22 protein-coding genes are annotated in these 24312 nt (G+C 55.4%); 11 read left to right on the top strand and 11 right to left on the bottom strand.

Translation table 11 applies throughout. The features are described from left to right. Positions 1 to 49 precede the first annotated feature (49 nt). A complete protein-coding gene (locus EDF73_RS21195) occupies positions 50 to 1555 on the bottom strand; it encodes an FGGY family carbohydrate kinase (protein WP_132731028.1) in 1506 nt (501 codons plus the stop codon). 54 nt (positions 1556 to 1609) lie between these two features. Then, positions 1610 to 2323: a deoxyribose-phosphate aldolase gene (gene deoC, locus EDF73_RS21200; RefSeq protein ID WP_132731029.1), complete on the bottom strand. Its 714-nt coding sequence runs from the start codon at positions 2321 to 2323 to the stop codon at positions 1610 to 1612. Between the two features lie 400 nt (positions 2324 to 2723). Here deoC and EDF73_RS21205 point away from each other — a divergent pair, with 400 nt between their 5' ends. The 5 genes from EDF73_RS21205 to EDF73_RS21225 all read left to right on the top strand — a co-directional run bounded on the left by EDF73_RS21205 (position 2724) and on the right by EDF73_RS21225 (position 7052). Continuing rightward, positions 2724 to 3524, top strand: coding sequence for a DeoR/GlpR family DNA-binding transcription regulator (locus EDF73_RS21205; protein ID WP_132731030.1), 801 nt, complete (start codon positions 2724 to 2726; stop codon positions 3522 to 3524). Positions 3525 to 3645: 121 nt separating this feature from the next. Continuing rightward, entirely contained in the window at positions 3646 to 4335 is a 690-nt protein-coding gene (gene alsE, locus EDF73_RS21210) for a D-allulose 6-phosphate 3-epimerase (protein WP_132731031.1), read from the top strand. A gap of 14 nt (positions 4336 to 4349) precedes the next feature. Next, the gene (locus EDF73_RS21215; protein ID WP_132731032.1) at positions 4350 to 5291 is read left to right on the top strand and encodes a ribokinase; all 942 of its coding nucleotides are present in this window, start codon (positions 4350 to 4352) and stop codon (positions 5289 to 5291) included. 35 nt (positions 5292 to 5326) lie between these two features. After that, complete coding sequence (gene fucP / locus EDF73_RS21220; RefSeq protein ID WP_132731033.1) at positions 5327 to 6661, top strand: L-fucose:H+ symporter permease; 1335 nt, start codon at positions 5327 to 5329, stop codon at positions 6659 to 6661. Position 6662: 1 nt separating this feature from the next. Continuing rightward, positions 6663 to 7052: a VOC family protein gene (locus EDF73_RS21225; protein ID WP_132731034.1), complete on the top strand. Its 390-nt coding sequence runs from the start codon at positions 6663 to 6665 to the stop codon at positions 7050 to 7052. A 2-nt stretch (positions 7053 to 7054) separates the two neighbouring features. Here the strand turns inward: EDF73_RS21225 and EDF73_RS21230 are convergent, their stop codons facing one another. Genes EDF73_RS21230 through EDF73_RS21240 form a run of 3 tightly spaced genes read right to left on the bottom strand, consistent with a single transcriptional unit; the run spans position 7055 to position 9071 of the window. Further along, complete coding sequence (locus EDF73_RS21230; RefSeq protein WP_132731035.1) at positions 7055 to 7315, bottom strand: hypothetical protein; 261 nt, start codon at positions 7313 to 7315, stop codon at positions 7055 to 7057. A gap of 58 nt (positions 7316 to 7373) precedes the next feature. Then, positions 7374 to 8276, bottom strand: a complete 903-nt coding sequence (locus EDF73_RS21235; protein ID WP_132731036.1) for an SDR family NAD(P)-dependent oxidoreductase — start codon at positions 8274 to 8276, stop codon at positions 7374 to 7376. Between the two features lie 57 nt (positions 8277 to 8333). Further along, on the bottom strand, positions 8334 to 9071 hold the full coding sequence (locus tag EDF73_RS21240; protein WP_132731037.1) for an SDR family oxidoreductase: 738 nt from the start codon (positions 9069 to 9071) through the stop codon (positions 8334 to 8336). A 142-nt stretch (positions 9072 to 9213) separates the two neighbouring features. On the opposite strand from EDF73_RS21240, the gene EDF73_RS21245 reads away from it, so the two are divergent. Further along, the gene (locus tag EDF73_RS21245) at positions 9214 to 10161 is read left to right on the top strand and encodes a LysR family transcriptional regulator (RefSeq protein WP_132731038.1); all 948 of its coding nucleotides are present in this window, start codon (positions 9214 to 9216) and stop codon (positions 10159 to 10161) included. On the opposite strand, the gene EDF73_RS21250 is transcribed toward EDF73_RS21245, so the two are convergent. Beyond that, positions 10142 to 11095 (bottom strand): substrate-binding domain-containing protein, encoded by a 954-nt coding sequence (locus EDF73_RS21250; RefSeq protein ID WP_243655243.1) that lies wholly within the window; start codon positions 11093 to 11095, stop codon positions 10142 to 10144. The genes EDF73_RS21245 and EDF73_RS21250 overlap by 20 nt on opposite strands. Before the next feature lie 442 nt (positions 11096 to 11537). Between EDF73_RS21250 and EDF73_RS21255 the strand changes: the two genes are divergently transcribed. Continuing rightward, positions 11538 to 13922 carry a membrane-bound PQQ-dependent dehydrogenase, glucose/quinate/shikimate family gene (locus EDF73_RS21255; protein WP_132731040.1) on the top strand — a complete coding sequence of 795 codons (2385 nt, stop codon included), beginning with the start codon at positions 11538 to 11540 and terminating at the stop codon, positions 13920 to 13922. Positions 13923 to 14088: 166 nt separating this feature from the next. Here the strand turns inward: EDF73_RS21255 and EDF73_RS21260 are convergent, their stop codons facing one another. After that, the gene (locus EDF73_RS21260; protein WP_132731041.1) at positions 14089 to 16524 is read right to left on the bottom strand and encodes a glucose/quinate/shikimate family membrane-bound PQQ-dependent dehydrogenase; all 2436 of its coding nucleotides are present in this window, start codon (positions 16522 to 16524) and stop codon (positions 14089 to 14091) included. 426 nt (positions 16525 to 16950) lie between these two features. On the opposite strand from EDF73_RS21260, the gene ivy reads away from it, so the two are divergent. Continuing rightward, positions 16951 to 17397 (top strand): Ivy family C-type lysozyme inhibitor, encoded by a 447-nt coding sequence (ivy, locus tag EDF73_RS21265; RefSeq protein WP_132731042.1) that lies wholly within the window; start codon positions 16951 to 16953, stop codon positions 17395 to 17397. A gap of 128 nt (positions 17398 to 17525) precedes the next feature. On the opposite strand, the gene rpoH is transcribed toward ivy, so the two are convergent. After that, entirely contained in the window at positions 17526 to 18380 is an 855-nt protein-coding gene (rpoH, locus tag EDF73_RS21270) for an RNA polymerase sigma factor RpoH (RefSeq protein ID WP_132731043.1), read from the bottom strand. 329 nt (positions 18381 to 18709) lie between these two features. Here rpoH and EDF73_RS21275 point away from each other — a divergent pair, with 329 nt between their 5' ends. The 3 genes from EDF73_RS21275 to EDF73_RS21285 all read left to right on the top strand — a co-directional run bounded on the left by EDF73_RS21275 (position 18710) and on the right by EDF73_RS21285 (position 21575). Next, entirely contained in the window at positions 18710 to 19855 is a 1146-nt protein-coding gene (locus tag EDF73_RS21275) for a mechanosensitive ion channel domain-containing protein (protein WP_165905764.1), read from the top strand. A 165-nt stretch (positions 19856 to 20020) separates the two neighbouring features. After that, a complete protein-coding gene (locus EDF73_RS21280) occupies positions 20021 to 20938 on the top strand; it encodes a bestrophin family ion channel (RefSeq protein ID WP_132731045.1) in 918 nt (305 codons plus the stop codon). Positions 20939 to 21005: 67 nt separating this feature from the next. Beyond that, entirely contained in the window at positions 21006 to 21575 is a 570-nt protein-coding gene (locus EDF73_RS21285) for an HdeD family acid-resistance protein (RefSeq protein WP_132731046.1), read from the top strand. Positions 21576 to 21622: 47 nt separating this feature from the next. On the opposite strand, the gene EDF73_RS21290 is transcribed toward EDF73_RS21285, so the two are convergent. Genes EDF73_RS21290 through EDF73_RS21300 form a run of 3 tightly spaced genes read right to left on the bottom strand, consistent with a single transcriptional unit; the run spans position 21623 to position 24215 of the window. Next, on the bottom strand, positions 21623 to 21769 hold the full coding sequence (locus EDF73_RS21290; RefSeq protein ID WP_132731047.1) for a DUF2474 domain-containing protein: 147 nt from the start codon (positions 21767 to 21769) through the stop codon (positions 21623 to 21625). A gap of 26 nt (positions 21770 to 21795) precedes the next feature. Next, a complete protein-coding gene (gene cydB / locus EDF73_RS21295) occupies positions 21796 to 22806 on the bottom strand; it encodes a cytochrome d ubiquinol oxidase subunit II (RefSeq protein WP_132731048.1) in 1011 nt (336 codons plus the stop codon). Next, positions 22806 to 24215: a cytochrome ubiquinol oxidase subunit I gene (locus tag EDF73_RS21300; RefSeq protein ID WP_132731049.1), complete on the bottom strand. Its 1410-nt coding sequence runs from the start codon at positions 24213 to 24215 to the stop codon at positions 22806 to 22808. Before EDF73_RS21300 ends, cydB begins: the two co-directional genes overlap by 1 nt. Positions 24216 to 24312: the final 97 nt, after the last annotated feature.

Raw genomic sequence — 24312 nt, forward strand, 5'->3', positions numbered from 1 at the left:
ATGTCACCTTCAGCGAGAGAAATGCCGGCCGCGGCCGCGAAGCTCACCTTCAGGTTGGACCGGTACTTAACGTATCCAGACGATCGTATAATGGCGCGGATTGTTGATAAAGCGTATCAAAAAGTTCGCTACAGGACTGATAATATTCCTGCAGACGCCGGTCAGGCATCACAGGTTCGTCGAACTGCACCGTTTGCCGAACGCCCTCGGCAACATCCGCATACATCCCGATGCCAACGCCGGCGATAATAGCGCATCCGGTGACGCCATTCTCCGGATTGCGCGTCGATAGAATGGGAAGATTGTACGCCGCCGCTTTGATTTCCAGCCACAACCGACTGCGTGCGCCGCCCCCTGAGGCGATCATCTGCTCGGGATGCTGCCCGCACTGGCGTAACTGGCGGAGATTACGCGCCGAGGCAAACGCCACCCCTTCCAGTACCGCCCGAAATAAATGCCCGCGACCATGCTTTCGCTGCAGGCCGAAGAACTGCGCGCGCGAATTGATGTGCTCCGCCATGCGCTCGCCGGTCAGGTAGGGCAGAAATAATAATCCTTCCGCACCGGCGGGTACGGCGGCCGCCTGCAGCAGCAGCTCCGGGTGCGTAATGTGGTTTTCTGCCAGCGCCTGGCGCGCCCAGCGTACCGCATCGCCGCCAGCATCGAGGAGGGTAAACCCGCCCCAGGCCTGGTTTGCCAGATGCAGGTTATTAACCCGTGAATGCAACAACGGTTGCGGCGCTACCACCGTGATCAGCGTGGAGGTTCCCGTAGAATCGGATGCCGTTCCGGGCTGATACACGCCGGAACCCAGCAGGGTGGCCGCCATATCTGACGTACCGGCGACCACCGGGATCCCAACGGGCAGGCCGGTCAGCGTCGAAGCCTCGTGGGTAACCTCGCCGATAACCTCGCTGGACAGTTTCAGGTCCGGTAACTGATCCCGTCTCAAGCCAAATAATTCCAGCGCCTGTGGCGACCAGCTGCGGCTTTCGCTGTCCATCAGAAAGTAGCAGGAAGCCTCGCTGTAATCGGTGGCGATGGTGCCGGTCAGCATGAAGTTAATGAAATCTTTCGGCATCAGTATTTTTGCAATCCGTGCCGCACTTTGAGGATAATGCTCCCGCCACCACGCCAGCTTAAAGGCCGGCCAGGCGGCTGCCGGAGGATTATTCAGATGGTGCAGCCAGCGTTCAGCGCCTTCACGGGCAATAAAAGCGTCGACCTGCGGCTGGCTCCGTTTGTCATTCCACAACAGCGCCTTATCTTCGACGAGGTGACCCGCGCTATCCAGCAGTACGGTGCCATGCATTTGTCCGCAGGCACCTATCACGGCGATCTGTGCGCGGGTCTCAGGAAAACGGTACAAAACTTCGCGAATGCACTCGCAGGCAGATTGCCACCACAAAGACGGTGCCTGTTCAGACCAGCCGGCACGGGGAGTAGTTTGCTCATACTCCCGCTGAGCAAACCCCACCAGGGAACCATCGGCCCTCAGGATGGCGGCTCGGGTACTTCCGGTGCCGACATCAATGGTTAATATTTTATTTTTCATCACTGACTCCGGTGACGTCATAAGGCGGGCCACAGGCCCGCACGCGGGCATATTTTAACTGGCGTTCAGTTCAGGGAAGAGGTCCGGATTTTGTTCCAGCTGGGCCAGCACGGTGCTAACAGCTCCCAGGCTCATGCCAAAGCGGCGGACGCCAAGCCGGTAGAGCGCGCGCACGCTATCCAGATCGCGAATTCCTCCCGCGCCTTTGATGTCGATGCGACCTTTCAACTGCCCGGCGATGATGCTGACCTTTTCTGGAGTCGCGCCGGTAGGGGCCCATCCGGTGGACGTTTTCACCCACTTCATCCCCACCTCGACGGCAATATCGCAAACCCGACAGATCTGTTCCTCATTGAGATAGTGGGTTTCGAGGATCACTTTGGCCGGTACCGGCGCTGCAGCTTCAACAACCCGCCGTAAATCTGCGCGGACATAGTCATAATCCCCGGACAGCACTTTGCCGATATTCACCACCATATCCACTTCCCGGGCACCGTCAGCAATAAGCTGACGGACTTCCTGGACCTTAATATCGGTTGCGTGCCCACCGCCAGGGAAACCAACCGGGCCGCCAATCATGATATCGCCCCGTCCCTGTTCCGGCAGCAGCGTGCTGAGAAAGCGTGTCCAGCAGGGCAACACATGCACAGAAATGATGTTGTAGCGGGTAGCCAGTTCCGCACAGGCACGAATATCAGCTTCCGTACTGGTCGCCTGTACGGCGCTGAGGTCAATTAAACGGGCAAAACGGCGAGTGGTCTCATTCATGGTCTAATCCTGTCGTCTGTTTTCAGTTGTTTTCATTTAACGCTTTGTATTAACGTTTTTACATTAGAAAACGCATCAAATGAAAATAATGTGAGCAAATAAGCATTTTTTTATTTTCATTTGATTTTAATTAACAGGGCGGGACAGGAAGACATTATGACCAGACAGTCACAAACGGTCATATACAGGCACAAAAGCAGAGTGGCATTGGTTTTTGTTTGCTTTTGTTTGTGACCGGATAACGGCCGAATGAGGGAAAGGAAGCGCCTGGAGAGGGGCGGAAATGTGGCTCTTGTCACACGGAGCGACGAGGGTATCACCACCTGTGCTGGACGTTTTCACGGTCGCAGCACCCCATCGATGGGCAAGGTAATCTTATCAGGCACTGCAGGAGAGAGTTATGTTACCGCTGGAACGTCATCGCTTAATTGTCGGGTTGTTAAGCCAACACGGTGTCATGCGGGTTAATGAGATTGCGCAAGCAACCCGGGTTTCTCGTGAAACGATACGTCGGGATCTAAGTGAACTGGAGCGAAAAGGAGTTTTAAACCGCAGTCACGGCGGGGCGCTGTTGGCCGAAAACCCACCGTCCACCGCCAGAGGGCGCCAGCCTGGTCTACCGATCCAGGATGGGCAAGGGAGCTTTCAGCAACGTACATTGCTGCATAGCGAAGCCAAAACGCGTCTTGGACGCAAAGCGCTGCAACTCCTCCAGCCAGGAGACACCATTCTCCTGGACAGCAGCAGTACCAGCTGGTTTATGGCACGTCAGATCCCCGAGATGACGTTAACGGTTATCACGCCGTCTGTCGCTATTCTGCAGGCATTAATGAGCCGCCGATCCTTGCACCTGATTGGTCCTGGCGGCGATTTTTCACCGACTGAGGAGGCTTTCTTCGGCGAAATGACCGGACGCATGCTGCGCGAATATGCCATCGATACGTTTTTCTTCTCGTGTCAGGGGCTGGAGCGTGACAGCGGTCTGTATGCCGGAACGGACGCTCACGCCGCCCAGATAAAGCAAATGATGATGGCGGCCCGTCGGGTCGTGGCGCTGGTCGACGGCAGCAAGCTGGGACGACTGGGAGTGGCAAGGATCGGCGGTCTGGGAGAACTGGACTGTTTGATAACCGAAGCATTTGATGATCCGCTGCTCGAAAAAGAGATGACCTGGCATAACGTCAGCATACAAATTGCCTGAGTGTACCGTCACGTCGTGACGGTGAATCTATGCATTGGCGAAACTCCGCGCCGCGCGGTGAGGCCAGACTTTACCTGAAATCAGCGAATGACCGGAATAAATACCGAAACAGAGAGGCATTATGCGTTATTACATTTCCCCCTCACTCATGTGTATGGACATGATGCAGTTGAGCGACCAGCTGAACTTTTTGAACAGCAAAGCGGACAGATTGCATGTCGATGTGATGGATGGCCACTATGTCAAAAACCTGGCACTCTCGACCAGCTTTGTGGCACAAATTCGTCCCTGGACCACCTTGCCTGTCGATGTTCATCTGATGGTCGAAGAACCGATGGCGTTTATCCCGGCCTTGTTGGATGCCGGAGCGGACGCCATCTCCGTTCACCCTGAAACCATCAGTCGTGAAGCCTTCCGCGTGATCAATACCCTGCACCAGGCCGGCAAACAGGTCGGTATGGTACTAAATCCCGCCACGCCGCTGGAGACGCTCCGCCACTATCTGCACCTGCTCGATAAAGTCACCATCATGACCGTGGATCCCGGCTATGCCGGTCAGCCTTTTATTCCTGAAATGGTCGAAAAAATCGCCCAGCTCCAGCAGATCAAGCAACAGCATGGGCTCAGCTTCCTTATCGAGGTTGATGGCTCATGTAACCGCCAGACCTATCGGAAATTGCTTGAGGCCGGCGCTCAGGTGCTGATTTTGGGAAGCAGCGGCTTATTCCGCCCGAATGTACCGCTTGCTCAGGCCTGGGAAACGCTGATCCGGGATCTTGACGAGGCGAGCCATTCCCCGGTCCACGCATAAAAAAGGAGAGAACAATGCCAGGCAAAGTCTGTGTATTTGGTTCATTTAACTTCGATATGGTTGCCCGGGTTGCACGCTTCCCGGTACCCGGCGAATCCCTGGTGGCTTCCGGGAGTATGACCAGCGCCGGTGGCAAAGGGGCGAATCAGGCGACGGCGGCGCTGAAGGCCGGCGCTAATGTCCACTATATCGGCAAGATTGGTGAAGATACTTTTGGCCATTTCGCGCGCCGGCACCTCAAGGCGGTGGGATTTAATGCCGTCACCTTACTGGTGACCGATCAGGCCCCCACCGGTAACGCGCTTATTTATGTCGCCGGCGATGATGCTGAAAACATGATTGCCGTCGATCCTGGCGCCAACATGACGGTGTCCGATGATGAAATTGCCGGTTGTATTGCGGCGATCGGCTGCGCCGACGTGGTGCTGGTTCAACTGGAGAATAACCTGTCTGCTATTGAACAGGTGATTGCCGCAGGCAGGGCCTCCGGCGCCTTTGTCGTGCTTAATCCCGCCCCCTGGCAACCGGTCGACGATGCCTTTCTCGGCAAAGTGGATTTATTGACCCCCAACGCCACGGAAGCCTGGCTGATGACCGGATGTCGGGCAGACGATCTGCCCGGAGCCGGGCAGGCAGCTGAGGTGTTGCACTCGCGTGGGGCGAAAAACGTCATCATCACCCTCGGGGCGAACGGCGCTTTACTGAGTGAGCAGGGCGTGAAAACTCATATCCCGTGTTTCCCATCTCACCCCTGTGACACCACGGGAGCAGGCGATGCGTTCAATGGGGCGCTCGCCGCCCGCCTTGCCTGTGGCGATGCGCTCCATGTGGCCACCCGGTTTGCGGCGGCCTATGCCGCGGTCAGCGTCGAAAGGCGCGGCGCCTCATCTTTGCCAGATTATGAAGAAGCGCTGGAACGTCTTGCCCGTACCACCTCTGATGTTGAAGTGGCCTGAAACCCTACTGTAAAAAACGATAACGAGGATAGACCATGAGTACGCTGATCACTGACAAAGTGGATAAAGATGCGATTCACAACGAAAAGCTGGATACCAGCGCCTACCTGTCGCATACCCCCTGGCTACAGTTTTTGCTGGTGTGCTGCCTGTTTGCCCTCTGGGGCATGGCAGGCAACCTGAATGACATTCTGATTGCCCAGTTTAAAAAGGGATTTGATCTGACCGATACCCAGACGGCGCTGGTACAGTCGATTTTTTTCCTTGGCTACTTTTTTGTGGCGCTGCCCGCCGCCGCGCTGATCAAACGCTACTCCTATAAAGTGGCGATCGTGATTGGCTTATGCCTGTACGCGCTGGGCTGCTTTCTGTTTGTGCCTGCGGCGCAAATTATGACGTATGGCGCTTTCCTTGCCTGCCTTGGTGTGATTGCCTGTGGCCTCTCTTTTCTGGAAACATCCGCCAATACCTATTCCAGTCTGCTGGGACCGATCCAGTCGTCAACACAGCGCATTAACTTTTCGCAGATTTTTAACTCTCTGGGGGTGATTTCCGGGGTTCTTATCGGCCAGATGATGGTCTTCGGCGAACACGACCCGAGCCACGATCAACTGCTGGCCATGCCCGCTGAGATGGCAGAAGCGGCGCGGCATCAGATGGTAAGCCAGGTTGTCGGACCTTATCTGATTATTGGCTCGGTGCTGGTTGTGCTGGCTCTGGTCTTTGTCTTCATTAAGTTCCCGTCCTGCAAGGGGGAACAATCTCAGCAGCAACAGACGCCTGGCGAGAGTATGGGACCGACGCTGAAACGCCTTTTTGCGCTGCCGCGTTTTCGGCTGGGTGTGCTGTCACAGTTTCTCTACGTCGGGGCGCAGGTTGGCGTATGGAGTTTCACTATTCGTTTCGTACAGCTTGTTCAGCATGGGACCAGCGAGCACTCCGCTACCTACTGGCTGCTGGCCTCGCTGGTGATCTACGCCATAGGTAAAGGCATCGCCACCTGGCTGATGAATCGCCTGAATCCCGCGGCGCTGTTGGGAGCGTTTGCATTGGTGGCGACGGTGCTGCTGCTGGTTGCGGTCTTCAGCCACTCGATGTTAGCGGTCTATGCTCTGATACTGGTGAGCTTCTGCATGGCGCCGTGCTGGCCAACCAACTTTGGTCTGGTGATTAAAGGAATGGGCAAAGATACGCAAACCGCCGGTTCCATTGTGGTGATGTCGATCATCGGTGGGGCAGTCATCCCATTAGTGATGGGGATTATCTCCGATCTTAACGGCGGCAATATGCAAATCGCCTTTATGGTGCCGTTGCTGTGCTTTGTGTATGTCGCTTTCTATGGCTTCTGGTGTGTGCGTAAAGGAGTATAAAATGCGTGACCTGATACGTAACATCGCTCATATCGGCTACCAGGTGCAGGATATCGCGCGCTCGTTGGCCTTTTATCAGCCCCTCGGCTTTACGCTGCGGCGGCGTTTTAGCAAACCCTCCGGAAGCGGGAATATTGAGGTGGCATTTATCGAAATGGGGGGCGTGGTACTGGAGCTGTACCAGCTCCCCAATGGCCTCGCCTTCGATCGCGCTCGCTGCGGGATAGACCATATTGCGCTGGAAGTCAGCGACCTTGCTGCGGTCATGGCGGTGCTCACAACGTTGGGCTATCCGCTGGATGAAGGGCCGGTACAGGAAGAGAAGCTCCGGTTCCTGCTGATTCGTGGCCCGGATGGCGAACGTCTCGAGTTTGACCAGTATCTGGCGTAATACTATTTCCCGGTGAGCCACCATATAAGCAACAGCGGAGGGAAGAGTATAAGCAGAAAAATGGGGAGCTCCTCAGCAAGGCTATAGCCGACCCTCGTGATGCCAAAGATCATATTCGCGACGGCCACGCCGAGCCACAGCAGTGAAAAAAACAGCGCGAAGGTGACCGCGGCAGGCGGATACACCGCGCTGAACAGTTTGCTCAGCAGACGGCATGCCCCCGCCAGCAGAAAACCGCAGAGCAGAAATAGCAGCGTGCGCATACTCAGACTTCCCTTCATCTCAGGCCGGCGGAACGGACTCTCCGGCCAGCGGTTTCTCTCAGGCCGTACGGTGAGGAGTGAGCAAATCCCCTAATCCGATACGTTGTAAAAACTCTTTGCGAATGCGATCGGCGACGGCGTTAACTACGGCGGCGCCATCATCCGACGGGTCGACATGCACGCGGAACGGGCGCGTGCCGTAGGGGGCATTGACAATATTGACCATCGCCGCGGCAACCTCCGCCACATCCGCCTCTTCGGGTTCGCAGGCGGCCAGGCCGCGCAGCGCTTCTTCGCCCAGGCCGGCGGTAGGCCCGCTTAGAGTATATTCCCGTTCGCGTGCGCTGTCCGCCGGTTTGCCAGAGTGCAGAAAATGGTTGGTACCTTTGGTAAAGGCGCCGGGAACGATAATCGAGCTCTCAATGCCCCAGCGCGCCAGTTCCGCGGCATAGCTGACGGCCACCGCATCCATTGCTGCCTTTGCCGCAAAGTAGGGCGCCAGATACGGAGGCGTCCCGCCGCGGGTGCTGCTGCTGCCCACCCACAATAAGAGCCCATGCCCCTGTTTACGCAGCTGCGGCAGGGCGGCGCGGTTCACCCGCTGGGTGCCCAGCACATTAATATCGTAAAGCTGAGTGAACTGTTCCGGCAGGAAAGCTTCCGTCGGTCCGTAGACCATATGGCCCGCGTTGTGCACTACCACATCCAGGCGTCCTTCGCGGGCAATAATGTGCGCTATCGCCGCCTCGGCGGAATCCCCGGACTGAACATCCAGTTCAACGGTGCGCAAATCGACACCGCGCCGGGCGGCATAATCCAGGGCGTGCTGCACCTGCGGCGCATTCCGTCCGGCGGTGTCACGCATACTGGCATAGACAATATGGCCGGCGTCAGCAAAAGCCCGGGCCGCCAGCGCCCCGAACCCGCTGGAGGCGCCGGTAATCAGAATAACGTGTTGCATGATGTGCTCCTGAATAGCGGATAGCGAAACTATCCGCACAGAGTGAAAACGCTGAACTTAGGCAAAACCGCCGTTAACCCGAATGACCTGCGAGTTGACCCAGCTACCGTCCGGGCCGGCGAGGGTCGCGACCACGCTGGCGATCTCTTCCGGCGCGCCGATCCGCTCCAACGGCGCCAGTCTGGCGATGGCGTCAATCTGTTCGGAACTTTTGCCGTTGAAGAACAGATCGGTGCCGGTTGGCCCCGGGGCAACGGCATTGACGGTGATATTGCGCCCGCGCAGTTCATTTGCCAGCACGTGCACCAGGCCTTCGACGCCGGCTTTCGAGGCGATATAGGGGCCATAGGCCGGGAATGATTTGGCAATCACACTGGTGGAGAGGGCGATAATACGCCCGCCTTCACTGACCGCTTCCGCGGCGTTCGCCAGTACAAGGAAGGCGCCGCGCAGATTGGTATGAATCACCTTGTCGAAATCGGCGAGGCCAGCAGGTGTGATCTTTGCCATCGGCATGATCCCGGCGCTATGCACCACGACATCCAGACTGCCGGTCACCGCTTTGGCCTCGCTGAACAGGCGGCTGACATCGCTCTCGCTGGCAACATCCGCCTGGATAGCCACGGCGTGACCGCCTTTGACCGTGATCTCATCCACGGTCTGCTGCGCGGCCTGCGCGTTGCCCGCGTAGTTAACGATGACGGTGAACCCTTCCTGCGCCAGACGTTCGGCAATGGCGCGCCCAATACCGCGGGATGCTCCGGTCACCAGCGCCGTTTTGTGTGTAACATTCATAGTTCTCTCCGGGGGGCTAAGCATTATCCGTTTATTTACGGGTTGCCAGAGATATTAGTGTTTTTCCCGGAGAGATAAATGGGGATAATTTGATATGATAATTCCATATAGATTAACAATTGATTGAGCTGAAAGGTGGCCGATGGATAAGTTTGATACCCTCGTTCTCTTTACCCGCATTGTGGAGCTGGAAAGTTTCAGCCTGGCAGCGGATCGGCTGGGGATACCCAGAGCGACGGCCAGCAATGCAATAAAAGCGCTGGAAAAAAGCTTAGAGTGTCGACTCCTGGAGCGCACGACGCGACATGTGCGCCCGTCGTTGGATGGCAAGGCCTTTTACGAACGATGTGTGCATATCCTCTCAGAGCTGGATGACGCCGAGTCTTCGCTGCGCCACGCGCTAGTGCGCCCGCGGGGGACCCTGCGGGTGGATCTTCATGGCGCCCACGCGACGCGCATTGTTCTGCCGCGGATTGACGAGTTTCACTCCCGTTATCCGGACATTGAGCTGGTCATCAGCAGCGGCGATCGGCTGGTTGATCTGGTGCGCGAGGGGATTGATTGCGCCGTTCGCGCGGGCAAGTTAGAGGATTCCTCGCTGGTGGCGCGCTATTTAGCGACCATGCCGCAGGCGATCTGCGCCAGCCCGGAATACCTGCACCGCCACGGTTGGCCGCGCTCGCCAAACGATCTTCCGTCCCATCAATGCGTGAATTTTTTCTCTACCAGCAGGGGGACGAACTACCCGCTTGAACTGATGGTGAATGGCAAAGTCCAGGCCTTCTACCTCAAAGGATGGGTCACGGTGAACGATGCGGAAAACTATGTCAGTTGCGCCCTTCGCGGCGCGGGTCTTATCCAGTTGCCTCGCTACCACGTCGAGGAGGAGCTGGCAGAGGGGCGTTTAGTCGAAGTTCTGAGCGAATGGGCAAGCCCCGGGATGCCGCTTTCCGCACTTTATCCACAGCACCGGCAGCTCTCCCCCCGGGTGCGGGTGTTTATCGACTGGCTGAGCGCGCTCTATCAGCAGCGCTTCGCCGCCGGGAAATCCCAGGCGCCGGCCGCGGGTACTACACGTTATAAGGGGTGATGACATTAACGACCGACCACGGGCTGGTCAGATCGCGTGGTGCGAGAAAGCCATGAAATACCAACAGCGTCTGGAAAACGGCGCGGGCATCCTGATGGAGGTCGTGTTGAATGACCGCATTGATTTTACCCTCCAGCAGCAGGCGCCGATTTTCCTCATCAACATCATGCCCAAGGTAAGTGGCGATCTCCCGGTTGCATGCGGCGAAAGCGCGCAGGATGGCCGCATTTCCCCCGCCAACGCAATAGACCGCTTGCAATCTGGGGTTCGCGCGCAGCGCCCGACACATCACCTCAAACGTGGGGTCATCCATACCATAGCCTTCACTGATGCGGATAGGGCTCAGCGTCGGCGCCATGCTCCTTAACGCCGCACTGAAACCTGAGACACGCTCTTCCTCACCCAAAAAGTTTTGGCTGCTCAGTACCACCGCAACATCCAGTGCAGCATTGCGCAGCCATTGCGACATGAGATAGGCGGCGGTCCTGCCTGCCGAGAGGTTATCGATCCCAATGTAGCGCAGCCGTTTGCTTTGTGGAATATCGGTAACCAGGGTGACCACCGGGACGCGATGTTTTTGCAGCTCATCAATAGTACGGGCGAGTAGTGGGTGGTTCTCGGCTTTCAGCACAATGCCATAGCTGTCATTGGCGCAGCGCAGCATCAGCTTGCGCATCTCGCGCACGCTGATGGTTTCGAAACAGTGGAAGCGCAGGTTTAAACGAAACGGCGCGAAACGATGAATTTCGTCGATCAAGGCATCGCAAACAAGACGGCTGAAGCGTTGCGGGGTATGTAATATCACATCAACGGCAACGGTTCTGCCCGATGCCAGGTTAGTCCGCTCCTGTAGCTCGAGATCGTTAATTGCCTGGCGTATGCGTCGCTGCGTTTGCGCATGAACCGCCCCGCGTTTATGCAATGCTCGATCCACAGTCGCTTTACTTACACCCGCCTGAGCCGCAATTTGTTTGATGGTAAACTTCATTTTGAGGTTTTTTTGAGGTCATCTGAATCTTTTGTTACTCAAATGTACATGATAATGTATTTAAGTAGTTACTTAATTTAATAAAAATATAAATGCTGGAGTATATGTTGTCGTCGACTACCGGCCTGGTTTACCACTATTTATCGCAGGGATAAGAGACATGTATAAGCATTATTTCCAATCATCGTATATCAGCACCTGAATTTCCCCCTTCATTAATCTGGTTAATATTTTCCCTCCTTTGCGTTGGCAACAGGAGCGGGAGACTATTGCCAAAAAATAAAGTTTCGCATGTTAATTATTGCGATAGGTTATTTTTTTAACCACAAAAAAATCTGTAGCAGTCCCTGAACTTCAGGGCAATCGTTTTAGCAAGGAAATTATTGAAATGAAAAAAAGCGTTCTCCTGTTATCCAGGTTAATTGGTAGTTTACTGATTATACTGGGGTTGTTGCTTGCCGGTGGCGGGGTATACCTGATCACGCTCGGCGGTTCGTGGTTCTACCTGCCGGCGGGTCTGGCGATGGCGGCGGTCGGGGCAGGCTTATTTAAGCGCAGAACCTGGGCGCTATATATCGCCTGGGGACTATTGCTTATTAGCTTAATATGGGCTTTCGCCGAAGTCGGTAGCGATTTTTGGCAACTGGTGCCGCGAACCATTACTTTCCTGGTGGTGGCGCTATTCGCTACGCTGTTCTCACCGGTATTGCAGAGCGACGCTAAATTAGCGCTGAGCAACAAAGTCTCCACGCTATTGTCTGTAGGGTTGCTGATCGCAATAGTCGCTATTTTCGCGAATATGTTCCGCGTTCATCCTGAAATAGCAGCAGATAATACGCCGTCGAAGGTGATTGACCCGCAGGCGGAAGAGAATAGCGGTGATGACTGGACCGCCTGGGGGCGAAATACGCTCGGGCAGCGCTTTGCGCAATATAAGCAGATCAACACCGCAAACGTTAAAGATCTGAAGGTGGCCTGGACCTACCGCACAGGCGATTTAGCCATCGACGGCGCAGAGTACCAAACCACGCCGCTTAAGGTCGGTGATACGATGTACATGTGTACGCCGTTTAATAAAATTATCGCGCTGGATCCGGATAGCGGTAAAGAAAAGTGGCGCTACGATCCGCATGTGCAGATCACTGACGGCAACAAGCAGTGGAAACGCTGCCGCGGGATTGGCTACGCCGAGATCGCCGCGCCGGCGGCAAATGCCGAAGGTCAGGGCCAAAGCCTGCCGCCAGCGGCCTGCCGTAAACGTATTGTCGGTACGACTATCGATGCGCGCCTTTTCACCGTTGATGCCGAAACCGGTAAACTGTGTGAAGACTTTGGCGACCATGGTTTCGTCAATCTGCTGGATGGTCTGGGGCCAAGAGCGCCGGGCGATTACTATCCGACCTCTGCGCCGCTGGTAGCCGACGGCGTTGTGATGGTGGGCGGCAAGCTGAATGATAACCTCGAAACCGGCGAACCGTCGGGCGTGGTGCGTGGCTACGACGTTCAGAGCGGTAAACTGCTGTGGGCATGGGATCCATCCCGTGGGGCGAAGGACAGTTCGCCGCTGCCAGACGGTCAAACCTATGCCATCGAATCGCCTAACTTTTGGGGAACGGCCTCTTACGATCCGAAGCTGGGGTTGGCCTATTTCCCGACCGGGAACCAGACGCCTGACTTCTGGACCGGGAATCGTCATGGTTATTCAGATGAATACAATGACGCGATTGTGGCTATTGAGCTGAAAACCGGTAAAGAGCGCTGGCATTTCCGCACCGCGAATACCGACCAGTATGACTATGATGTTTCCTCTCAGCCGATTCTGTTCGACCTGCCGGGTAAAGATGGCAAGGTAACCCCCGTGGTCATCCAGTTGACCAAACGCGGTGAAGTGTTCGTCCTCGACAGACGCACGGGGGAACCGGTTTATCCGGTGGAGTATCGCAAGGTGCCAACTGACGCGATGCCCGGGATGAAGGTTGCAGATCGCCAGCCGTTCTCCGCCATTTCAGTGGGCACGACGCCGTTGAAAGAGAGCGATATGTGGGGGGCCTCCATTTTCGATCAGCTGTATTGCCGTATTCAGTTTAAAGAGATGCGCTGGGAAGGGCCGTTTACGCCGCTGTCAGATAAAAAGCGTACGCTGATCTATCCGGGCTACTACGGCGGTTTCAACTGGGGCGGCGGCGCGCTGGATATGTCTACGGGGACGCTTATCGTCAATGACATCCGCATGGCGCAATGGGGCCAATTCATTAAACGTGAAGATGCGGAACGGGAAGGGCTCAAGGCCAGCACCGAAGGTGAATACTCGAAGCAGCTGGGCACGCCATGGGGCGTACAACGCTCAATGTTCATGTCACCGCTTGGGGTACCGTGTTTTAAACCGCCGTTTGGATCGATGACCGCTATCGACCTCACCACCGGGAAAACCCGCTGGCAGGTTCCGGTCGGCAGTATTCAGGATGCGCCGGTCGGCGGCGTCGCTCCGGGCGTCTATATTCCACTGGGAATGCCAACCATGGGCGGTCCGCTGGTGACGAAAGGGGGGCTGACGTTCTTCCATGGCTCGCTCGATTACTACGTACGCGCCTTTGATAACAATACGGGTAAAGAGCTGTGGCGCGGTCGTCTACCGGTTGGTGGGCAGGGCGCACCGATGACCTATGTCGGCAAGGATGGCAAACAATATGTCGTGGTGGTGGCAGGTGGCGCTACGCGCACCGGTACCAACGCCAATCGCGGCGACTACGTGATCGCCTACGCGTTACCGTAAGTCTGCTGACTTCCGGGCAAAGCATTCAGGCAGGTTAAAAAACCTGCCTGATTTATTTTCCACCCGGCGAAATGCCACAACTAACGGGACGCATACGGTGAGACGGGTAAAAAAAAGCTCCGGCGGATAGCGCCGGAGCGGGTATCAATTTACGCCAGACTGAAACTTATTTATTGTCCAGCGCGTAGGCAATCACGTAATCCCCACGGTCCGGAGACTGGCGGGCGCCGCCTGCCGAGATCAGAATGTACTGTTTACCGGTTGTCGGCGAGACATAGCTCATCGGCGTACCGCCGCTGCCAACCGGCAGACGGGCTTTCCACACTTCTTTGCCGCTTGAGGTATCGAAGGCGCGCAGATAATAGTCCTGTGTCCCGGCGATGAACACCAGTCCGCCCTGAGTAGCCAGCGTACCGCCCAGCGTGGGCATGCCAACCGGCATCTGAACACGCATCTTGATACCAAACGGTCCGGTATCCTGTACCGTACCGGCCGGAACCTGCCAGACGATTTTCTGGGTCTTCAGATCGATAGCCGACAGCGTACCGAAAGGCGGTTTCTGGCATGGGATACCCAGCGGAGACATGAAACGATCTTTATTAACGCCATACGGCGTGCCTTTCAGCGGTACGGCCCCCATTCCGGTGTTGACCGACTCGCCGCCGTTGCTGGCTGCCGCCTGATTGTTGTCCTGCTTGATCATCTGTACCCACAGGCCAAGACGCATGTCGTTGACGAACAGGTACTGATTATTGGGGTCAATGGACATACTGCCCCAGTTCATGCCACCCAATGAGCCCGGGAAGCTCAGGGACTTATCGGTATCCGGCGCGGTGAACAGACCATCATAACGCATCGATTTGAAGCTGATACGGCACATCAGCTGGTCGAACGGCGTTGCGCCCCACATATCCGATTCGGTCAGCTTGTCATTGCCAATCGATGGCATGCCGACAGAGAACGGCTGCGTTTTAGAATACTGCTCGTGCGGAATCGTTCGGGTTTTGACCGGCAGTTCTTTGACTTCGGTCAGCGGCTTGCCGGTCAGACGGTCGAGCACAAAGATCTGTCCGGTTTTAGCGCCAATCACCACCGCCGGTTTGCTGGTGCCATCCTTCATCGGGAAGTCGATCAGGCTGGGCTGCATCGGCAGGTCGAAGTCCCACAGGTCGTTATGAACCGTCTGGTAAACCCACTTCTCTTTACCGGTGGTCGCATCGACGGCCAGCACGGACGCGCCATATTTGTGGTTGAGCGCGGTACGGTTGGCCCCCCACAGGTCAACGGATGAGCTACCCATCGGCATGAACACGGTATTCATCGCCGGATCGTAAGACATCGGGGCCCATGAGTTAGGCGTACTGCGGACGTAGGTCTGTCCCTCCTGCAGTTTGGCCGTAGGATCCTGGTTACCCGGGTCGAAGGCCCAGCGCATCTGACCGGTAATGACGTCGAAGCCACGAATGACGCCGCCAGGCATATCGGTTTGCACGTTATCGGCGACACGGCCGCCGACCACAACGGTGGTTCCGGCGAGAGTCGGGGCAGAGGTCAGCTGATATTTCGGATCGCTGGCGTCACCCAGACCGGCTTTCAGGTCAACGATGCCGTTATGACCAAAGGCGGAGCAAAACTCACCGTTATCAGCATTGATGGCGACCAGGCGGGCATCGATGGTGTTCATCAGGATACGGCGCTGACAGGTGTCACCGGCGGCCAGCGTCGGCAGCGGTACCGGGGTAGAATCCGGCACGGTAGGCTGAACGATGGGCTGGGTGGCATCGAAATAAGCCAGACCGCGGCAGCGGTTCCATACCTGGGATTGGGCGTTGATTTCACGTTTCCAGATCTGCTTACCGCTGTTGGCGTCAACGGCAATCACGTTGTTATGCGGAGTACAGAGGAAAACTTTATCCCCCACCTGCAGCGGCGTTTGCTGATCTTCCGCGCCGTTCCCGCCAGGGCTGATCGGAATATCGCCGGTATGGAAAGTCCAGGCGACCTTCAGGTCTTTGACGTTGTTACGGTTAATCTGATCGAGTGCGACGAAGCGGTCACCGCCGGGGGTATTACCGTAGTTTTCCCAGTTTTTTTGCGCTTTATTTTGCTCAACCGGGATCAGCGGCAGCTCTTCCCCTTTGAAGGCGACGGTCGGGTGCGGTTGGAACATTTGAACGAAGGCGCCAAGCATGCCGGCGGCTAAGACAACCGCGAGGGTATAAGACAGCTTGCTGAAGCTGCTTTTGCCTTCGCGCTGACGCAGCGCAGGCCAGGTGGCAAAACCAAACAGCATAAAGCCGGTGGGAACCATCAGACGGGAGACCAGCGGCCAGAAATCCCAGCCGGCATCAAATAACGCCCAAATCAGCGTCCCCAGAAAAACCAGAATGAACCACACCACAGCAGAGGATTTACTGCGGAAATACTGGACGGCAGAGAAGAGCATCACTATGCCGGCAATAAGAAAATACCCGCTACCGCCGAGAGAGAGCAGTTTTCCCCCTTCAATGGCAAAGAACAGGCCGCTAAGACTTAGCGCCACCCCTAATATACAGCACCATATCCTGAGCACAGGGCTCGGCCGGTCGTGTAATCCAGACATGCAGGAACTCTCCGAAAAAAGCGTGATAGTTGTTACAAGGTCATGCCGGCCGGTGTCTTCTGTAGAAACAAGAACAACGACCTCAGCATAATCATTCAGCACGGCATTGTACCACCTGGTTCGTTTCAGTGTTAACCACCCATGCTTTTTAAACCATTTTTTTAACAAATTTGTACAATCGTCGTTAAAAGACCCTTTTAAAACGATCTGAACAGCGGGAGGAAAACCTGAAACCAGCGTCAGTTAACCGAATGGTCTGCAGATGGCGTCTGCGGGATCACAACAGCGGAAGAGGGGATATGACGTCTGTTCGTTTGCGCCGCTGTTGATACGAAGGTTGCGCGGACTTGTCCCCGGCGCGGGATATGCTTTAATTACCCTGACTGCGATTTCCGCATCATGTTGAACCGAAAAGGAGTTCATTAAATGAAGAAAACCCTGATTATCTCGTTGCTGTCCGTCATGGCTTTTTCAGCCTGCGCCGGGAGTGAATTAACGGTCAGCGGTCTGGCGAAAAATAGACAGACTCACGCCCTGTTTGCGCAGATGACGCAACACCACACGCTACCAGATTGGGTTGTCCAGGGGGGCACTTCATCGCAGGCGCAGAACGTGACCATTGGCGGCGTCCGCTATGTCGTTCTCCAGTCCTGCAAGCCGCATGACTGCGCGTCACAAAGTATTGCGGTGCTCTATTCTCAGGAGGCGCAAAAAATGACCGGCGTCTTTTCCGTGAGCGCTGAGGACGGCGCTGAGCAGAAACTCAGCTGGCTGAATGTTCCCGATGAGCTTTCGATAGACGGTAAAACGGTGCTTTTTGCCGCGCTGAGCGGCAGTCTGGATAACCATCCGGAGAGTTTTCACTTTAAATAATCCGCCGGCTTGAGGGGCAATCCGCGCCGGGGTTTTAGTCGCCGCTGGCTGAACAGGCGCCTGCCGCCGATTTTCCGCGGCGGCCGGTGCCTCAACGACGGGCAAGGCTGGCGCGCCTGTCCCGCCCGTTATGCTTCAACGGCGATGCGTAACTTTTTCATCGCATTTTGCTCCAGCTGACGCACCCGTTCCGCCGATATCCCGTAGCGTTCCGCCAGTTCGTGCAGCGTGGCTTTACTGTCTTCATCCAGCCAGCGCGCGCGGATAATCTCCTGGCTGCGCGGATCCAGATTCTGCAGGGCATCTTCCAGACGGTGGCTCGCCCGATCTTCCCAGCTGTGCTCTTCGAGCGCTTCGGCAAAATCGGAAGACGTATCCTGCAGATAGAGAGCAGGGGCCGTGGCATGGCTCTGCGCATCATCATCGGGATCCCGATCGAAAGCCATATCCTGTGCCGCCAGACGTGATTCCATCTCCTGGACATCTTTCGCTGATACACCCAGCTCCCGGGCGACCATCTCTATTTCATCATGATTGAACCAGCCAGAACGCTGCTTAGCCTTTCTCAGATTAAAGAAAAGCTTGCGCTGGGCTTTAGTCGTCGCCACTTTAACGATGCGCCAGTTACGCAGCACGTACTCGTGGATCTCGGACTTGATCCAGTGTACGGCGAACGACACCAGCCTGACTCCGACGTCAGGGTCGAAACGGCGTACGGCTTTCATCAGCCCGATGTTGCCTTCCTGGATCAGATCGGCCTGCGGTAACCCGTATCCGGAATAATGCCGCGCAACGTGAATCACGAAGCGCAGGTGTGACAAAATCAGGCTTTTCGCCGCATCGAGGTCGTTATTATCCCGCAGATTACGCGCGAGATTTTGCTCTTCATCGAGCGATAACATTGGGCAGGCGTGGGCCGCCCGAATATAGGCATCGAGGTTGCCAACCGGAACTAACGCTAAGTTAGACATTTCTTTCGTCATGCAGATCCTCACAGTCAGGGATAGCGCAGTCCGTCTGACGAACTGCGGTGTCTAAGTCGATAGGGTATTGGGATTGTAGGGCGTGTCGGATCTAAGACAAACATCTTATCCACAAGTTCACCTTGTTTACGTGAATATTTTATACATATATCAACTATTTGATATGTATAAATTTATTTCCTTATAACTACCGGAGAGGTGGGCGGAGGGGAGCGCTGTATCGTTTGCCATCCGCAATGGCCGAGGAGACGGGCCGGTTTCGCCGGGCGAGGGCTTGCGCTAAAATCACGCCACTAGCAGAATATATAGCCGGAAATAAGCAGAAAAATATGATGCACTATTTTAGGGATAATGATTTATACCAGCATTTGCACGACATGGTATGGAATAGCGATATACCGGTGCTGCGGGTGATTGCAATCTTTATTCTTTTACACTGCGTGGCCCACTACCTGGTTTTGCCGTATCTCGATCGCAAAGTCGCCAGGAAAAAAACATCAAAACTGACGATAATTACCCATCATCACTTCTTTCATCGCATGGTCTTAACCCTGCAAGGGGCAGTGCTGGCCGCCCAGCTGTCATTCATTGTCAACCCACACCATGAAATACTGGCGTGGATCCTGACCGGCGCGCGGATCTGGACCCTGACATTTGCGCTGCTCGCGTTTTATGCCTTTATTGATGTTATCTGCGATTTACTCAAAACGAACCTGCAGTTTAAGGGCTTGCCTTATCACGGCCTTCAGCAAAGCCTCAAGCTGGTGGGGGCGGTGATCTATATTATTTTACTTATTTCGCTGCTGGTGGATAAATCGCCGCTCATTCTGTTCAGTGGCTTAAGCGCCATTGCGGCGGTGCTTTTATTAGTCTTTAAAGACCCGCTCCTGGGGCTGGTCGCCGGGATACAGCTTGCCGCAAATGATATGCTGCAGCCGGGAGACTGGATTGAACTGGATTCCCTTGGTGCCAATGGCTCCGTCCAGGATATCGGGCTGACGACGGTCAAGGTGCTAAATTTTGACAATACCATCACCACGATCCCGACCTATACCCTGGTTTCCGGCTCGTTTAAAAACTGGCGCTATATGGTGGAGCATGGCGCCAGACGCATCCAGCGCACGATTAATGTCGATATCGCCACGGTACGCATCCTGAGCCCTGAGGGGAAACAGGCGATCGTTAATCATGGCGCATTAGCGCCGCTGATGGCCGCTGACTCAGCGGCGGAAACCAATATCGAACTGTTTCAGGAATACGCTAAAGCCTGGCTGGCGCAGCATCCCGCTATCAGAACGGACATGACGCTGATGGTCAGACAGCTGCAGTCCACCACCTACGGTTTGCCGGTCGAGTTTTATGCCTTTGCCAGCCAGACCGAGTGGATCGCCTTTGAGAAACTACAGAGTGCGATCTTTTCTCACCTGATGGGCGTCATCTCGTTGTTTGATCTGAAGATCCATCAGCTTTCATGAGCACATAGCATCCCGTTATTACACCTTCTGCTACGCTTAAAGCGGATTTCACCCGCGGCAAGTCAGGAGGGGGAAACGCCTGATTGCTGGCGCGCAAAACAGGCCCGGCGCACCGGTAAGCGGGTCAGTAATATGAGAAGATGTCTTATTTAAGGACGTTATAAAATGATTGTGCGCCCACCGCAACACTGGTTTATTCGCCTGTTTACCTGGCATGGCTCCGTACTCTCAAATATTATTTTCCGCCTGTGCCTCAATGTTGGCATGTCCATCATCGCCATTATTTTGTTTCAATGGTACGAACAGCTCGGCATTCACCTGACGGTCGCGCCGTTCAGCCTGTTAGGGATTGCCATTGCCATCTTTTTGGGTTTCCGCAATAACGCCACCTACAGTCGTTTTGTTGAGGCTCGGGCATTATGGGGCTCGCTGGTTATTTCTCAGCGCAACATTATGCGGCAGTTTATGAATTTACTCCCGGAGGAAAAGGCGCTGCATAACATCATTGCGGATTATCTGATAGCCTTCAGCTGGAGTCTTAAGAACCAGCTGCGCAATAATGAAGCCTCTTATGAGGTTTACCGCATTCTCCCCAAAAGCGTGTTTATGCAGGTAATGTACAGCCCGTTCCCGACCAATAAAATCCTGTGGCTGCTGGGAAATGAGATTGGCGAGCTGCGCCGGAAGGGGGCGATCAGCGATATCAATTTCAATCTGCTCAATGACAGCATTAACGAACTGGCTCATGTGCAGGGCGGCTGTGAACGAATTGCCAACACCCCGGTCCCTTTCGCCTACACGCTGATTCTGCAGCGTACGGTCTATCTTTTTTGCACGCTCTTGCCCTTTGCGCTGGTAAGCGACCTCCATTATATGACGCCCTTTGTTTCCGTATTTATTTCCTACGCCTTTCTATCGTGGGATGCCCTGGCGGAACAGCTTGAACGGCCTTTTGGCACCGATCCCAACGACCTGCCGCTCAACGCTATCTGCAACACCATCGAACGTAACCTTGTGGATATGACCCGACAGAAACCTCTACCACCGATACATCAACCCGATCGTTATTTTAATCTGACATAACCACGCTCTCCGGCCCCTCATTCCGAGGCGGCCAGCGGGTAGGGAGAGCCAATCATGGAGATACATTATGCTAAATTTTGACCGTCGTACTCCTCAACTTCTGAGTGAAGAGATACTCAAAAAACAGCGCGGCGTTTTGCTGGTGGTTGCCTTCCTGTTACTGGTTGGCGGACTTATGTGCCTGGTCAATCCGTTTGCCACCGGGACCGTATTGAGCATTTTCGTCGGCGTTCTGCTGATGTTGAGCGGCGCGGGATTGATCGTTGGCATGTTTGCCAACCGCGCGCAAAACACCTGGCCTACGATCGGCGGTATTCTGCTTGGTATCGCCTATCTACTCTTTGGCTATGTTTTTATCACCAGCCCGCTGGCGGGGATTCTGGCGCTAGCGGTGTATCTGGCGGTGCTGTTTGCTTTTGGCGGTATCGCGCGCCTGGTCGCGGGGTATGTACATCGCGGGCTGCCGGGAAACTGGCTGCAGTTTGTCATCGGTATTCTCGATCTGGTCATTGCCTGGACGCTGATCGGTTCAGGGCCGGAAGCTTCGGTGACGCTGGTCACCGCGATTGTGGGGATTGAGATGCTGGTGAGTTCTTTCGGCTTGTTCCAGGCCGCCAGCCTGTTTAAACGCGGTTAAGCGCGGCGGGTAAAAAAACCGGGCTACCTGGGTAGCCCGGTCTGTTCTTAGTGTGTTCTCATGCCGGCGGCGGCCATCAGCAGCTTAAACAGCGTCGCCACCACTCCCAGCGCCAGCACGCTGGCCGCCCAGATAATGACCATCCACATCAGCTTTTTCCAGAACGGGCGAGGCGTTTCGTTTTCGCTGTTCATAGCCGTGTTCTCCGTTGACGTATGCATCAATGATAGCCCTCATCAGGTTTGATTTTGCCGCGGAAAACATAATAGCTCCAGCAGGTGTACATCAGAATGACCGGGATAATCAGCAATCCCCCCACCAGCATAAAGCCCTGGCTCTGCGGCGGAGAGGCGGCCTGCCAGATAGAGATCGACGGCGGAATAATATTTGGCCAGATGCTAATCCCGAGGCCGGTAAAGCCAAGGAAGATCAGTCCGAGGGTCAGCATAAAGGGACCATAGCTTGCCCGGCGGTTATAGGCGCTGCGGACAATACCCCAGCAGCAAACGAGGACCAGCAACGGTACCGGCAGGAACAGGATGATATTCGGCAGGCTGAACCAGCGGCTGGCGATGTCCGAATGGGTTAACGGCGTCCAGATGCTGATAATGGCGATAATGGCCAGCAGCCCCAGCGTCAACGGGATCGCCAGTTCGGACATCCGGCGATGCAGCGCCCCTTCGGTTTTCATAATGAGCCAGGTACAGCCAAGCAAGGCGTAAGCCGCAACCAGACCGACCCCGCAGAACAGCGGGAAGGGCGCCAGCCACACCAGCGCAGAGCCGCTATATTCCCGCCCGGTAACGCTCAACCCGTTCAGCAAGGTGCCGACGGCAATGCCCTGGCTGAAGGTGGCAATGATGGAGCCGGCGATAAACGCTTTATCCCAGATATGCCGATGTTCAGGCGTCGCTTTAAAGCGAAACTCAAAGGCCACGCCGCGGAAGATCAGGCCCAGCAGCATCGCGGTTAACGGAATACTCAGCGCGTCGATAATCACGGCATAAGCCAGCGGGAAGGCGCCAAACAGCGCCGCGCCGCCCAGCACCATCCAGGTTTCGTTACCATCCCACACCGGGGCGACGGTATTCATCATCATATCGCGGTCGGTTTCATCTTTATTAAACGGGAAGAGAATACCAATCCCGAGGTCGAAGCCGTCCATCACGATATACATCAACGTGGCGAAGACAATGATGACGAACCAGATAATTGACAGATCGATACCCATTATTTGTTTCTCCCACGCGTAGCCATGGACTCACTGACCGCCGAGAGCGGTCGTGCAGGCGTGCCAACCGGCGTAACCTGGTGTTCGTCGGCATGCACCGGACCTTTTTTAATCAGGCGCACCAGATACATATATCCCACGCCAAAGACGGAGCTATACACCACAATAAAGGCAATCAGGCTCAGCGACATATGCAAATCGCCGTGCGCGGAAACCGCATCACGCGTTCGCTGCACGCCATAGACTACCCACGGTTGACGCCCGATTTCCGTGGTGAACCAGCCCGCCAGAATGGCAATCAAACCGGAAGGGCCCATACACAGCGCGAAATAGAGGAACGGCTTCGAGCTGTAGAGCCGCCCGCGCCAGCGCAGCCAGGCGCTGACCACCCCGAGCAGAACCATTAACATCCCCAGTCCGGCCATCACGCGGAAGGACCAGAAGATAATGGTGGAGTTGGGGCGATCTTCTTTCGGGAAACTCTTCAGCGCAGGAACCTGTTTATCCAGACTGTGCGTCAGGATAATGCTCCCCAGATAAGGAATTTCGACCTTATATTTGGTCTCTTCGGCATCCATATCCGGCAGGCCGAACAGTACCAGCGGGGTGGCTTCTCCGGGTTTGTTCTCCCAGTGTCCCTCGATGGCGGCGATTTTGGCCGGCTGATGCTCAAGGGTATTCAGTCCGTGCGCATCGCCGAGCATGGCCTGAATCGGCGAGACGAGCAGCGCCATCCACAGCGCCATAGAGAACATTTTGCGGATCGCGGGCGTATCGTTGCCTTTCAGCAGATGCCAGGCCGCGGATGCGCCAACAAAGAAGGCGCTGGCCAGGAAGGCGGCCGTCGACATGTGAAGCAAGCGGAACGGGAAGGACGGATTGAAGATGATTTTCAGCCAGTCGACCGGGACGACAACCCCGTTTTCAATCGCGTAGCCCTGCGGCGTGTGCATCCAGCTATTGGATGCGAGGATCCAGAAGGTGGAAAACAGCGTGCCCAGCGCGACCATACAGGTGGCGAAGAAATGTAAGCCGCGTCCCACGCGATGCCAGCCAAAAAGCATCACGCCGAGGAAGCCAGCCTCAAGGAAGAAGGCGGTGAGCACTTCATAGGTCAGTAAAGGACCGGTAATACTGCCGGCAAATTGCGAGAATCCGCTCCAGTTGGTACCAAACTGGTAAGCCATCACCAGCCCTGATACCACCCCCATACCAAAGTTTACGGCGAATATTTTCGACCAGAAATGATAGAGCTCCTTATAGGTGTCATTGCGTGTTTTAAGCCATAGTCCTTCGAGAACGGCCAGAAAACTGGCGAGCCCGATAGTAATTGCTGGAAAAAGAATATGAAAGGAGACAGTGAATGCAAACTGTATCCTCGCTAAATGGAAGGCATCTAATCCGAACATAGCTCACCTTTACCCCTAATCAAACTAACAGGTACCAGGAAAACCCTTATCTAAATCAATAAATAAGAGAACGTGGTGCAAAGCATCAAGAATTGAA

The organism is Klebsiella sp. BIGb0138 (assembly GCF_004342285.1).
In the GTDB taxonomy this organism is placed as follows: domain Bacteria; phylum Pseudomonadota; class Gammaproteobacteria; order Enterobacterales; family Enterobacteriaceae; genus Klebsiella.